General features: G+C 72.6%; 14 protein-coding genes. 4 read left to right on the top strand and 10 right to left on the bottom strand.

The genetic code is table 11. From position 1 onward, the window contains the following. Window positions 1-39 precede the first annotated feature (39 nt). Window positions 40-1140, bottom strand: a complete 1101-nt coding sequence (locus tag QMG39_RS07775) for a thiamine pyrophosphate-dependent enzyme (RefSeq protein WP_281887207.1) — start codon at window positions 1138-1140, stop codon at window positions 40-42. Window positions 1141-1189: 49 nt separating this feature from the next. Further along, window positions 1190-2290, bottom strand: coding sequence for a histidinol-phosphate transaminase (locus tag QMG39_RS07770; RefSeq protein WP_281883738.1), 1101 nt, complete (start codon window positions 2288-2290; stop codon window positions 1190-1192). Between the two features lie 89 nt (window positions 2291-2379). Between QMG39_RS07770 and QMG39_RS07765 the strand changes: the two genes are divergently transcribed. Then, window positions 2380-2766 (top strand): phage holin family protein, encoded by a 387-nt coding sequence (locus tag QMG39_RS07765; RefSeq protein ID WP_281883736.1) that lies wholly within the window; start codon window positions 2380-2382, stop codon window positions 2764-2766. Between the two features lie 32 nt (window positions 2767-2798). Here QMG39_RS07765 and QMG39_RS07760 read toward each other — a convergent pair whose 3' ends face one another. Beyond that, window positions 2799-4256: a hypothetical protein gene (locus QMG39_RS07760; RefSeq protein WP_281883734.1), complete on the bottom strand. Its 1458-nt coding sequence runs from the start codon at window positions 4254-4256 to the stop codon at window positions 2799-2801. Continuing rightward, on the bottom strand, window positions 4247-4603 hold the full coding sequence (locus QMG39_RS07755) for a hypothetical protein (RefSeq protein WP_281883732.1): 357 nt from the start codon (window positions 4601-4603) through the stop codon (window positions 4247-4249). The genes QMG39_RS07760 and QMG39_RS07755 overlap by 10 nt, the downstream gene beginning before the upstream one ends. Before the next feature lie 104 nt (window positions 4604-4707). Here QMG39_RS07755 and QMG39_RS07750 point away from each other — a divergent pair, with 104 nt between their 5' ends. Then, window positions 4708-5238: a low molecular weight protein-tyrosine-phosphatase gene (locus tag QMG39_RS07750; RefSeq protein WP_281883730.1), complete on the top strand. Its 531-nt coding sequence runs from the start codon at window positions 4708-4710 to the stop codon at window positions 5236-5238. Continuing rightward, the gene (purB, locus tag QMG39_RS07745) at window positions 5235-6614 is read left to right on the top strand and encodes an adenylosuccinate lyase (RefSeq protein ID WP_281883728.1); all 1380 of its coding nucleotides are present in this window, start codon (window positions 5235-5237) and stop codon (window positions 6612-6614) included. The genes QMG39_RS07750 and purB overlap by 4 nt, the downstream gene beginning before the upstream one ends. A 210-nt stretch (window positions 6615-6824) precedes the next feature. Here purB and QMG39_RS07740 read toward each other — a convergent pair whose 3' ends face one another. The 3 genes from QMG39_RS07740 to QMG39_RS07730 form a co-directional block, all read right to left on the bottom strand. Beyond that, window positions 6825-7109: an ABC transporter ATP-binding protein gene (locus QMG39_RS07740; protein ID WP_281883725.1), complete on the bottom strand. Its 285-nt coding sequence runs from the start codon at window positions 7107-7109 to the stop codon at window positions 6825-6827. After that, a complete protein-coding gene (locus QMG39_RS07735) occupies window positions 7106-7720 on the bottom strand; it encodes a DUF308 domain-containing protein (protein ID WP_281883723.1) in 615 nt (204 codons plus the stop codon). The genes QMG39_RS07740 and QMG39_RS07735 overlap by 4 nt, the downstream gene beginning before the upstream one ends. A gap of 116 nt (window positions 7721-7836) precedes the next feature. After that, window positions 7837-8313 (bottom strand): ATP-dependent zinc protease family protein, encoded by a 477-nt coding sequence (locus QMG39_RS07730; RefSeq protein WP_281883722.1) that lies wholly within the window; start codon window positions 8311-8313, stop codon window positions 7837-7839. 27 nt (window positions 8314-8340) lie between these two features. Here QMG39_RS07730 and QMG39_RS07725 point away from each other — a divergent pair, with 27 nt between their 5' ends. Continuing rightward, window positions 8341-9531, top strand: a complete 1191-nt coding sequence (locus tag QMG39_RS07725; RefSeq protein ID WP_281883720.1) for a RimK family alpha-L-glutamate ligase — start codon at window positions 8341-8343, stop codon at window positions 9529-9531. Between the two features lie 70 nt (window positions 9532-9601). Here the strand turns inward: QMG39_RS07725 and QMG39_RS07720 are convergent, their stop codons facing one another. Genes QMG39_RS07720 through QMG39_RS07710 form a run of 3 tightly spaced genes read right to left on the bottom strand, consistent with a single transcriptional unit; the run spans window position 9602 to window position 12506 of the window. Further along, the gene (locus tag QMG39_RS07720; RefSeq protein ID WP_281883718.1) at window positions 9602-10975 is read right to left on the bottom strand and encodes an NAD(P)(+) transhydrogenase (Re/Si-specific) subunit beta; all 1374 of its coding nucleotides are present in this window, start codon (window positions 10973-10975) and stop codon (window positions 9602-9604) included. After that, entirely contained in the window at window positions 10972-11286 is a 315-nt protein-coding gene (locus tag QMG39_RS07715; RefSeq protein ID WP_281883716.1) for an NAD(P) transhydrogenase subunit alpha part 2, read from the bottom strand. Before QMG39_RS07715 ends, QMG39_RS07720 begins: the two co-directional genes overlap by 4 nt. Continuing rightward, a complete protein-coding gene (locus tag QMG39_RS07710; RefSeq protein WP_373878315.1) occupies window positions 11286-12506 on the bottom strand; it encodes a Re/Si-specific NAD(P)(+) transhydrogenase subunit alpha in 1221 nt (406 codons plus the stop codon). The genes QMG39_RS07715 and QMG39_RS07710 overlap by 1 nt, the downstream gene beginning before the upstream one ends. Window positions 12507-12587: the final 81 nt, after the last annotated feature.

Genomic DNA, 12587 nt, shown 5'->3' with positions numbered 1-12587 from the left:
GCACCTCGTCGACCTGGTCGCGTTCACGTACCTCGCGGGTCATGCGGCGCCTCCCTCGAAGCCGGCCTCGTAGCGCTCGAGCCACTCGGCCTGCTGGGCCATGAGCGGATGCGGCTCGGAGTACACGTGCTCGAAGATCGCCGGGCGTGACGGCGCCTGCAGCTCGAGCGTGCGGCGGCGCACGTCGGCCGCGTAGTCGTCTGCGTCGGCGTCGGCCTGGTCGAAGAACGCCTCCGACGCACCCCGGCCCTCGAGCCAGGTGCGGTACCGCGAGATCGGGTCGCGCGCGATCCACGACTCGAGCTCGCCCTCGGGGCGGTACTTGGTCGGGTCGTCGGCGGTCGTGTGGGCGCCCATGCGGTACGTGAGCGCCTCGATCAGGCTGGGGCCCTCGCCGGCACGGGCCTGCTCCATGGCGGTGCGCGTGACCGCGTAGCTGGCGAGCACGTCGTTGCCGTCGATGCGGATGCCGGGCATGCCGAATCCGGGTCCTCGTTGCGCGAGCGGCACTCGCGACTGTCGCTGGACCGGCACCGAGATCGCCCACTGGTTGTTCTGGATGAAGTAGACCTGCGGCGTCTGGAAGCTCGAACCGAACACGAGCGCCTCGCTCGCGTCGCCCTGCGACGTGGAGCCGTCGCCGTAGTAGACCAGCACGGCGGTGTCGGTCTCCGGGTCGCCCGTGCCGACCAGCCCGTCGAACCGGAGGCCCATCGCGTACCCGGTCGCGTGCAGCGTCTGCGACGCGAGCACCAGCGTGTAGAGGTGGAAGTTGCCGGTCTCGGCCGGGTCCCACCCGCCGAGCGTCGCGCCGCGCAGCAACGCCATGATGCGCACGGGGTCGAGGCCGCGGATCATGCCGACGACGTGTTCGCGATAGGAGGGGAAGATGTGGTCCTGCGTGCGCGCGGCGCGAGCCGATCCGACCTGGGCCGCCTCCTGGCCGTGGCTCGGCACCCAGAGTGCGAGCTGACCCTGGCGCTGCAGGTTCGCGCCCATGATGTCGAGGCGCCGCGAGCGCACCATGTCGCGGTAGAACGTCTCCAGCGTCGAATCGTCGAGTCCCTCGACGAGCTCCGCGTACGGCTCCGCCTCCGCGCTCGGGGCGATCACGCCGTCGGGCGTGAGGATCTGCACCATCGGTGCAGTGGGGTCGGTCTCGGGGGCTGCCACCGTTCCAAGCTACCCGCTAGGTGGAGGGCCCCTCTTGTGGCATCCCCACAAGCTCATCGAGAACCGCTAGGAGCTTGTCGACACTCTCCTCCTCGCCGATCGACACGCGGATGCCCTCGGGCGGGAACGCCCGGGTGACCAGTCCGGCATCGAACAGGCGCTCCGCGACCTCGGCCGTCCGCTCGCCCGTGGGCAGCCAGACGAAGTTGCCCTGCGCGACCGGAACCTGCCAGCCCTGGGCCAGGAGCGCGGCCCGGAGCGCATCGCGGCGCACGGCGATGTGACGCACCCGCTCGAGCAGCGCCTCCTCGGCCTCGAGCGAGGCGAGCGCGCCGGCGACCGACTGGCCTGTGACCGAGAGCGGGATCGCGGTGGAGCGGGCGGCGTCGAGCACGGATGCCCCGCCGAGGGCGTAGCCGACCCGCAGGCCCGCGAGCCCGTACGCCTTGGAGAAGGTGCGCAGCACCACGAGGTTCGGGTAGCGGTCGAGCAGCGGCAGCCCGGTGACCGCGTCGGGGTCGGTCACGAACTCGGCGTACGCCTCGTCGAGCACGACGAGCAGGTCGCTCGGCACGGCGGCCATCAGGCGTTCGAACTCGTCGGCCGTGACGATCGTGCCGGTGGGGTTGTTGGGGGAGCAGACGATGAGCATCCGCGTGGCATCCGTCACCGCGGCGATGAGCGCGTCGATGTCGTGCCCGGCGTCGGCGCGGTTGGGCACCATGCGGCTCGTCGCGCCCGCAACGGTCACGAGCCCCGGGTACGCCTCGAACGACCGCCACGAGTAGACGACCTCGTCGCCCGGGCCGGAGGTCGCGAGGATCAGCTGGCTGAGCAGGGCGACCGAGCCGGCACCGACGTGCACCTCGTCGACCGACCGGCCGAAGCGCGCGGCGAGCGCCTCGCGCAGGGCGAGCGCGGTGGCGTCGGGGTAGCGGTTGAACTCCGCCGCGGCGGTGACGGCGCCGACCACGCCGGGCAGCGGGTCGAACGGGTTCTCGTTGCTCGACAGCTTGTAGCCGGCTGCCGGCGCCGGGCGTCCCTGGCGGTACGCGGGGAGCGCGGCGATCTCGGGGCGGAGCCGGACGGGTGCGGCGGGGACGGGGGCATCGCTCACGCACCAACGGTACCTCCCGCGTGTCGCGCGCGACGACGCGCCTGTCAACACCCCCGCCGCGGCGGGCGGTGCGGTGCCATAGTGGGGGCATGCGCTTCCTGCTGAAGATCATCGTCAACGCCGTCGCCCTGTGGCTCACCACGCTCATCGTCGCCGGCGTGAGCGTCGAGCCCTACGAGAACACGACGCTGGCGGTGGTGCTCACGTACCTCCTCGTCGCCCTGATCTTCGGTCTCGTGAACGGGATCATCGGCACGGTGCTGCACATCATCGCGTTCCCGCTGTACGTGCTGACGCTCGGGCTGCTCGCGCTGATCGTGAACGGCCTGCTCTTCCTGCTCGTCGGCTGGATCAGCAGCCTGATGGGCTTCGGGCTCGTGGTCGACGGGTTCTGGTGGGGCGTGCTCGGCGCGATCGTCGTCGCGATCATCGCCTGGATCCTCGGTCTGATCCTGAGGCCGGTCACGAGCAAGTAGGCGAGCGGATGCCCCGGGGCCGACCCCCGGCATCACTCGCGCGTCGCGCGCCACACGCTCGACTCCGGCGGCTGCCGGCCGACGTAGGCGTCCATCCACGCCGTGAACTCCGCGAGCCTCGGGTCGCGGTCGACGTCGACCAGCTCCGCCGTTCGCCGATAGGCGTCCAGGTCGTGCGCGGGCAGCGACCCCGGCGCGTGCACGACGTCGGTGCCGGGGTCGAACGCGTCACGTGAGACCGTGACCCGGTTCGGCTCGTCGCGGGCGGGACCGCCGAGGGCCGGCACGAGGTCGTCGTCGTGCTCGAGCGACAGCACGCGCACTCCGTCGGGCAGGTCGACCTGGCCGATCGGGCCGCCGAGGCTCACGACCGCGGGCACCGCGAGGTCGCCCGACGCCGCGAGCCGGGCCGCGACGATGCCGCCCTGCGAGTAGCCGACCGGCACCACCGGGTCGCCGGGCGCCGCGCCCGCCTCGGCGAGCGCGGCCCGCACCGCCCGCTCGCTCGCCGACTCGCGCTCCGCCACGGCGTGCAGGTTCGACGTCATGTCGAACGGCTCGGCGCCGGGCACGAGACCCGTGTCGACCGTGCCGCCGATGTAGACGACCCAGCGCGGGTCGGTCTCCGCGCCGTAGCGCTCCACCCGGATGCGCGCGCCGTCGGCGTCGGCCGGTACGCGTTCGGCGAGGCCGGCGATGCCGATGGGAGCGGTGGGCGCCGGCGGGCCGGCCGGGGCCTCCCCGAGCCGGGGGTCGGGCGCGCGGCCGCCTGCGACGAGTCCGCCCTGCGGGGGAGGCATCCGCTCGATGCGCACCGGCGTCTCGACGAGCGCACCGGTGCCGAAGCCGCGCGTGAGCGCGAACACCGTGAGCACGGCGGCCGCCGTGGGGGCGACCCCGGCATCGACGACCGGCACGCCGCCGAGCGCGGCGACCGCGAGCTCGTCGGCCGACCCCACCGCGGTGCGCACGAGTGCGACGAACCGCGGATCCGAGATCCACTCGGGGTGCCGGCCGATCGCGGCGACGAGCTCGTGCAGGGGAGCGGCGGGGTCGAGCCCGAGCATCGCGGCGAGTCCCGTCGCGACCGCGATCCCCGGCGCGTGCAGCGCGGCGATCGCACCTGCGGCCGGGAGCGCCCGCCCGACCGTCCACGCCGCGAGGCGCCCGCCCGCCTCCCAGCTCGCCGCGATCGCGCGCTCGGCGACGCCGTACCGCTCGGCGGCCTCGACGAGCGCCGCCCGCAGCTCCACGACGTCGGCGACGACCGCGCCGAGCATGCGCTCGGCCTCCACCAGCGCCCAGCCCGCGCCCGCGTCGGCGAGCGGCGCCGCCCACACCGGGTCGAGGTGCCGCAGTCGCGCCGCCTCGACCTGCCAGTCGCCGAGCACGCGCTCCGCGTGCCCGAGGAGGGCCGCGTCCGCGAGCAGGTCTCCCGTCGAGACCGCGATCGTGCCCCCGCCCGAGATCGCCAGCCCGCTCACGGCCATGCCCCCGCATGCACGGCAGCGGATCCGAGGCCGAAGGCCGCCAGCGCCTCGGCGGTGGTCGCCTCCGCGGCCGACAGGTGCGCACGCTCCTCCTCCAGGCGTGCGGCGAGCGCCGCAGAGGCAGCCGCCCCGTCGTCGAGCACCACGCGCACCGCGTTCAGCCGGTGCAGCACGGCCACGAGTCGCTCCTCGTACCGGTTGCGCGCCTCCGACGCCCAGCAGGCCGCCCCGGGGGCGGGCAGCAGCGACGGCGCGGCGGCGACCTGTGCGGCGAGCCCCGCGATGCCCGCGGACTGCGCGCGCAGCGCCGCCAGGCGCCGACCCGTGGCATCCGATTCGCTCGTCATGCGACGACGATCGCGCCCGCTCGCCCGCGTCGGGCCCCGGTCACCGGGAATCCGCGCCGTCTTCACCCGAACCGGCCGTGTGGAGGAGCCGAATCCGCGCCAGAATGGGAGCCATGTTGCAATCGGAGCCGGGCAACCCGCCGCGCTTCCGCATCTGCTTCGTCTGCACCGGCAACATCTGCCGGTCGCCCATGGCCGAAGTCGTGCTGAAGAGCCTCGCGGATCGAGCGGGACTCGGCGACCGTCTCGACATCGACTCGGCCGCGACCGGCGACTGGCACGTCGGCGAGCAGGCCGACCTCCGCACCATCGCCGCCCTCGAGCGGCACGGCTACGACGGCACGCAGCACCGCGCGCAGCAGTTCGACGCGTCGGGCTTCGGCGAGCTCGACCTCGTGGTCGCGTTCGACCGGTCGCAGGCCCGCATCCTGCGCAACTGGGCGCCCACCGAGCGCGACCACGCGAAGGTGCGGATGATGCTCAGCTTCGACCCCGAACTGGCGCCGCTGCAGGACGTGCCCGACCCCTACTACTCCGACGATGCGATGTTCGACCGGGTTCTTGGGATGATAGAGCGGTCGTCGCTGGCCCTGTTCCGCCAGCTCGCTCCAGCACTCAGACAGGGAACCCGATGAGCAACCTCCCCCCGCAGCCCCTCAGCCCGCTCGACGGCCGGTACCGGTCGGCGGTCGTCGAACTGGGGGAGCACCTCTCCGAGGCGGGGCTCAACCGGGCGCGCGTGCACGTCGAGGTCGAGTGGCTGATCGCCCAGACCGACCGCGGCTTCTTCGGGGCATCCGCCCTCACCGACGACCAGAAGGCCGCGCTGCGAGCCGTCGTCACCGACTTCGCGCAGGCCGACATCGACGAGCTCGCCGAGCTCGAGGCCACCACCCGCCACGACGTGAAGGCCGTCGAGTACTACGTGCGCCGTCGCCTCTCGTCGCTCGGGCTCGACGCGATCGCCGAGCTCACCCACTTCGCCTGCACGAGCGAGGACATCAACAACCTCTCCTACGCGGTCACCGTGCGCGATGCGGTGGCGGATGCCTGGCTGCCGAAGTTCGACGCGGTCATCGACGCGCTGGCCGACCTCGCCCGCGCCCACCGCGACGACGCGATGCTCTCGCGCACACACGGTCAGCCGGCGACCCCGTCGACCATGGGCAAGGAGCTCGCGGTGTTCGTGCACCGGCTCCGTCGCATCCGCTCGCAGGTGATCGACACCGAGTACCTGGGCAAGTTCTCGGGCGCGACCGGCACGTTCGCGGCCCACCTCGTGGCGGCACCGGATGCCTCGTGGCCGGACATCTCGCGCGAGTTCGTCGAGTCGCTCGGGCTGACCTGGAACCCGCTCACCACGCAGATCGAGTCGCACGACTGGCAGGCCGAGCTCTACGCGCGCATCTCGCACGCGAACCGGGTGCTGCACAACCTCGCGACCGACATCTGGACCTACATCTCGCTCGGGTACTTCCGGCAGATCCCGCAGGCCGGCGCGACCGGGTCGTCGACCATGCCGCACAAGATCAACCCGATCCGCTTCGAGAACGCCGAGGCGAACCTCGAGCTCTCGTCGGCCGTGCTCGACTCGCTCGCCGCGACGCTCGTGACCTCGCGCCTGCAGCGCGACCTCACCGACTCGTCGGCGCAGCGCAACATCGGGCTGGGGCTCGGGCACTCGATGCTCGCGCTCGACAACATCCGCCGCGGGCTCGGCGAGATCGACCTCGACCGGGACGCGCTCGCCGCCGACCTCGACGCGAACTGGGAGATCCTCGGCGAGGCGATCCAGACCGTCGTGCGGGCCGAGGTCGTCGCGGGGCGCTCGTCGATCAGCGACCCCTACGCGATGCTCAAGGAGCTCACGCGGGGCCGCCGCGTCGGCGCCGCCGAGCTGGCCGAGTTCGTGTCGGGCCTGGACATCGGCGACGAGGCGAAGCAGCGCCTGCTCGCGCTCACGCCCGGCGGCTACACGGGCCTCGCGGGCGACCTCGTCGACCGCATCTGACGCCCTCCGCGGCGGCGGCATCGCTTTTCAGGAACGCCCCGACTCGGTGTCTCGCACTTTTCAGGAGTGCAGGCCGGAATCCTGTCCGATTCCCGCTAGTTTGTCGCGCATTCAAGCCTGAAGGCTTGAGTGCCGCCGGTGGCTTCCTGAAAAGCGCACGACCCACGCACGGCGTCTTCCTGAAAAGTGACGACGACTGCGACGCGCGGGTCAGTGGGCGGGGGGCTCCGCCTCGGGGTCGGGGCCCTCGTCGCGGGGGTCGATCGCGTCGTCGTCCTTGAACGTCAGCGCGAACATCGCGAGCGCGACGAGCACGACGATGAAGACGACGCCGGCCGAGATCGCGGTGAGCTGCCACTCGCGCGTCGTCATCAGCACGATCACGCCCACGAAGACTGCGGCGAGCGCCGAGCCGCCGACCAGCTCGACCGGGCGCAGCACATCGCGCCGGCTGGGCGGGGTGGGCTGGTCGTCGTCGGGTCCGGTGGTGCTCATTCGTCGTCCTTCAGGGCTTCGGGGGAGGCGTCGTTCGCAGCCTCGGGTGCGGACTCGCGCTCGAGCGCGGCCCACCGGATCGAGAACGCGGCGATGCCGAGGAACACGCCGATCATGGCGAGGTACGCGCCGAACAGGCCGACGGCGACCACGGGGTTGTCGGGCGGCAGCAGCAGGAACACGATCGCGAGCACCGCGGTGAACGCGCCGACCGCGACCCGGTCGCGCGACGCGGGGTGCCGGCCGCGCGTGCGCAGGCCCGCGAACAGCTCGATGAAGCCGGTCACGGCCGCCCACACGCTGATCACGTAATAGAGCATCGGCAGCACCGCGGGCACGGTGAGCGCCAGGATGCCCGAGACGACCGTGACGACGGATGCCACGGTCAGGAGCGTGCGCGTGGAGCGATCGGCCTCGAGGCGCAGCTGCAGCGCGCCGACGACGAGGCCGGTCGCGAGCGCCCAGGCGCCGAAGACGAGCAGGCCGAAGGTCGTCGAGTGATCCTGCGAGAACGTGATGACCACGGCCGCGGCGAGCGCGAGGCCCGACCGGACGAGGGGTGCGATCCACGAGCGGTCCGCGCCGCGCGCGTCCCCGGCGGCATCCGTCACTCGCGTGCTCCGTCCCTGTTGCTTCCCGACCGCTCGAGTCTACCGGCGGCCGCCCCCCGGTCCTGACGATCCGCTGGGTGCCGGTCGGGCAGGGCGGGGCGAGCGGATGCCTCGGGTCAGCGCCCGCGGTTGCGGCGTCGCGCCGCGCGCGGCGCGCGGCCGCCGAGGAACGAGGCATCGGAGTCGACGAGGAACCCCTGGCGCAGGGCCTCGCGGCCCACCAGCATCCGGAACCCCATCTGGTCGCGGTTGGTCAGGGTGACCTCCGCCCGCATGGTGTGGTCCATGAGCACGAGGTCGAGGAGCACGACGACGCGCTCGTCGACGTGGCCCGACGAGCTGCGCACGGAGCGCCGGTCGTGCACCGGCAGCTCGACGATCACGGCGTCGGAGTCGGACTCCTGCCAGGGGTGCACGCCGAAGCGGACCTGCTCCTCGCCGTCGCGCGTGAACTCCTCCACGTCGAACGCGTGGAGAGCCGAGGTGCGCGCGCCGGTGTCGAGCTTCGCCTTCATCCATGGCACGCCGATACCGGGGAGCGCAACCCATTCGCGCCAGCCGGCGATGGTGCTTGAATGAGGTGGTTCGCCCATCGTCCTATCCTTTCAGGTGCTCCCCCTATGAAGCTGGCCATCCTGTCGCGCGCCCCCCACTCGTACTCCACCCAGCGGCTGCGGGCCGCGGCCCAGCAACGGGGCCACAACGTGAAGGTGCTGAACACGCTGCGGTTCGCGATCGACCTCTCGGGCGACGAACCCGACCTGCAGTTCCGCGGCAAGCGCCTGAGCGACTACGACGCGATCCTGCCGCGCATCGGCAACTCGATCACGTACTTCGGCACCGCCGTGGTGCGCCAGTTCGAGCAGATGGACGTCTACACGCCGAACACGGCCAACGGCATCACGAACTCGCGCGACAAGCTGCGCGCGAGCCAGATCCTCTCCCGCCACGGCATCGGCATGCCCGAGACGACGTTCGTGCGCAATCGCGCCGACGTGCGGCCCGCGATCGAGCGCGTCGGCGGCGCCCCGGTCGTCATCAAGCTGCTCGAGGGCACGCAGGGCATCGGCGTGATCCTCGCCCCGGAGGTCAAGGTCGCCGAGGCGATCATCGAGACCCTGCACTCGACGAAGCAGAACGTGCTCATCCAGCGCTTCGCGTCGGAGAGCCGGGGCCGCGACATCCGCGCGCTCGTCGTCGGCGACCGCGTGGTCGCGGCGATGCGGCGGGTCGCGTCGGGCGACGAGTTCCGCTCGAACGTGCACCGCGGCGGCACCGTGGAGCCGGTCGAACTCGACCCCGACTACGAGCAGGCGGCCGTGCGGTCGGCGCAGATCATGGGCCTGCGCGTCGCGGGCGTCGACATGCTCGAGGGCAACGACGGTCCGCTCGTCATGGAGGTGAACTCGTCGCCCGGCCTCGAGGGCGTCGAGACCGCGACGAAGCTCGACGTGGCGGGCGCGATCATCGACTACATGGCGAACCAGGTCGCGTTCCCCGAGATCGACGTGCGCCAGCGCCTCACGGTCTCGACCGGCTACGGCGTGGCCGAGCTCGTCGTGAACGCGGGCGCCGACATCGTCGGCCACACGGTCGCCGAGTCGGGCCTCTCCGAGCGCGACATCACGGTGCTGACCCTTCACCGCGGCTCGAACGTCGTGCCGAACCCGCGCCGCAGCACCGTGCTCGAGCCGGGCGACCGGCTGCTCTGCTTCGGCAAGCTCGAGGAGATGCGCTCGATGATCCCCGAGCGCCGTCGCCGCCGCGCGAAGGTGCGGAAGCTCCCGAAGCAGCCGATCCCCGAGAGCTGAGCGCCGCCCCCGACGCATTGGGGCGAGCGGATGCCACGGGGACGCATGCCGCCCGAGGCATCCGCTCGACTCAGAGCCCCTTCACCGCGGCCAGCAGCTCGGTGAGCGACGCCTTCGCGTCCCCGAACAGCAGCGTGGTCTTCGGGTCGAAGAGCAGCTCGTTCTCGATGCCCGCGAAGCCGGGGCGCATCGAGCGCTTCAGGAAGACGACCTGCCTCGCATCGCCCACCTCGAGGATGGGCATGCCGTGGATCGGCGAGCCCGGCGTGGTCTTCGCCGCGGGGTTCACGACGTCGTTCGCGCCCACGACGAGCGCCACGTCGGTCGTGCGGAACCCCGGGTTGGCGCGATCCATCTCGACGAGCGACTCGTACGGCACGTCCGCCTCGGCGAGCAGCACGTTCATGTGTCCGGGCATGCGCCCAGCGACGGGGTGGATGGCGTAGCTGACCTCGATGCCGCGCTCCTCGAGCGCTGCCTGCAGCTCGGCGATCGTGTGCTGGCCCTGCGCGACCGCGAGCCCGTACCCGGGCACGAGCACGACCTTCTGCGCGTAGCCGAGCAGCACCGCGATGTCGGCGGCGCTCGACGAGCGCACGGGTCGATCGGATGCCACGGTGGACCCCGCCGTCGACCCGCCGCGGAACGCGCCGAACAGGATGCCCTGCACGCTCCGCCCCATCGCCGCGGCCATCGCCCGGGTGAGGATCGTGCCCGACGCGCCGACGAGGGTGCCCGCGACGACGAGCAGCACGTTGCCGAGCACGAGGCCGGACGCGGCGACCGCGAGGCCGGTGAAGGCGTTCAGCAGCGAGATGACGATCGGCACGTCGGCGCCGCCGACGGGCAGGACCAGCAGGATGCCCGAGGCCAGGCCGATCACGGCGAGCGCGATCGCCGCCCAGGCCGGCCCCGCCACGACCACCACGGCACCCGCGGCGAGCGCCAGCGTCGCCACGAGCACCGTCAGCACCGCGAGGCCGGGGAACACGATCGGCCGAGTCGTCATGAGCTCCTGCAGCTTCGCGAACGTCACCATCGACCCGGCGAACGACACCGCGCCGATGAAGAGCGTGAACGCGATCGCGAGACGCACCCACGCATCGCCCGCGTGCGGCAGCTCGAGCAGGGCGACGAGTGCGGCCGCGCCGCCGCCGACGCCGTTGAACATGGCGACGAGCTGCGGCATCTGCGTCATCTGCACGCGGCGCGCGACCGGTGCCGCGATCGCGGAGCCGACGGCGATCGCCGCGAGGATCCACGGGATGTTCTCGAGCTTCGACGACAGGAACACGGTCACGACCGCGAGCAGCGCACCCGCCGCACCGATGAGGTTGCCTCGCCGGGCGGTCTTCGGGGAGCTGAGCCCCTTCAGGGCGAGGATGAAGCAGACGGCGGCGATGAGGTAGAGCACCGCGGTCCAGGTGGGGTCGAGGAGGATCATCGCTCGCCCTCCTCGCCGACACCGGCGGGCGCCTTCCTGCGGCCGCGGAACATCTCGAGCATCCGGTCGGTCACGACGAACCCGCCGACGAGGTTGGCTGTGGCGAGCACCACCGCGACGAGCGCGACCACCAGGGTCACGGTGTCCTCCGCCTGGCCGGCGACGATGATCGCGCCGATCAGGATGATGCCGTGGATCGCGTTCGCGCCCGACATGAGCGGCGTGTGCAGCGTGCTCGTGACCTTCGAGACCACCTCGAAGCCGACGAACACCGCGAGCACGGTGATGGTGAGCAGTGCGACGCCGTCCATCAGCGGCCTCCCTCGGGTTCGGTCGGTTCGGTGGGTTCGGTGGGTTCGGGGCGGTCGGACGCCTCGGGCGGTGCCATCCCCGCCGCGGCCAGCGCCTCGGCGGTCGGCGCGTGCCGCACCTCGCCCGCGTGGGTGAGGCACGACCCCGCGACGACCTCATCGTCGAAGTCCGGCGCGAGGTTCCCCTCGTCGACCAGCAGCGCGAGCAGGTTGGCGACGTTCGCCGCGTAGAGGCGCGAGGCGTCGTACGGCATCGCCGAGGGGGCATCCGTCAGCCCGACCACCGTGATCGTGCCGTCGCCCGCTGCGGTCGGCACGGCCGTGTCGACGCCGGGCACGGTGCCCTCGACGTTGCCGCCCGACTCGGCGGCGAGGTCGATCACGACCGACCCGGCCTTCATCGCCGCCACCATCGGCGCGGTCACGAGCCGCGGCGCGGGGCGACCGGGCACGGCGGCCGTGGTGATGAGCACGTCGGCGTCGGCCACGTGCGGGGCGAGGAGGCGCCGCTGCAGCTCGGCGCGGTCCTCGCCGAGTTCGCGCGCGTAGCCGCCGGCGGCAGCGCCCTCGACGTCGAGGGCGATGAACGTGCCGCCCATCGACGCGACCTCGTCGGCCGACGACGGCCGGATGTCGTTGGCCGAGACCCGCGCGCCGAGGCGCTTCGCGGTGCCGATCGCCTGGAGGCCCGCGACGCCCGCACCGAGCACGAGCACGCGGGCCGGCGGCACGGTGCCGGCGGCCGTCATGTAGAGCGGGAAGAAGCGGGGCAGGCGCATCGCGGCCTCGAGCACCGACCGGTAGCCGGCGACGAGCGCCTGGCTGGTCAGCGCGTCCATCGACTGCGCGCGCGAGATGCGGGGGATGAGCTCGAGCGCGAAGGCGGTGACCCCGGCGTCGCGGAGGGCGGTGACCGTGGCCGTCTCCGCGGCGGGTGAGGCGAACCCGATGGTCACCGTGCCGGGTCGCAGCGCCGCAGCGGAGGCCGGATCGAGCGGACGCACGTGCGCGAGCACGTCGATGTCCGCGGCATCCGCCGTCTGCTCCACCCGCGCACCGGCCTCGGCGTACGCCGCGTCGGGGTAGCCCGCCTGGGCGCCGGCGCCGGCCTCGATGAGGACCTCGAGTCCGAGTCCGACGAGTCGCCGCACGGTCTCGGGTGTCGCCGCGACGCGGCGCTCGCCGGGCAGCTGCTCTCGCCTCACGCCCACGGTCACCATGTCGACCCCCCGAACCTCGGACTCGCCATTCGTCGCACCTCGCCACTCCTCCCGGGCGTGTGATCGAGGCGCGCTCGAAAG

The sequence above is a fragment of the Agromyces rhizosphaerae genome (genome assembly GCF_027925245.1).
GTDB lineage: Bacteria > Actinomycetota > Actinomycetes > Actinomycetales > Microbacteriaceae > Agromyces > Agromyces rhizosphaerae.
Note: the sequence above shows the minus strand (reverse complement) of the source record. Positions and strands in the feature narration are given on the sequence as shown.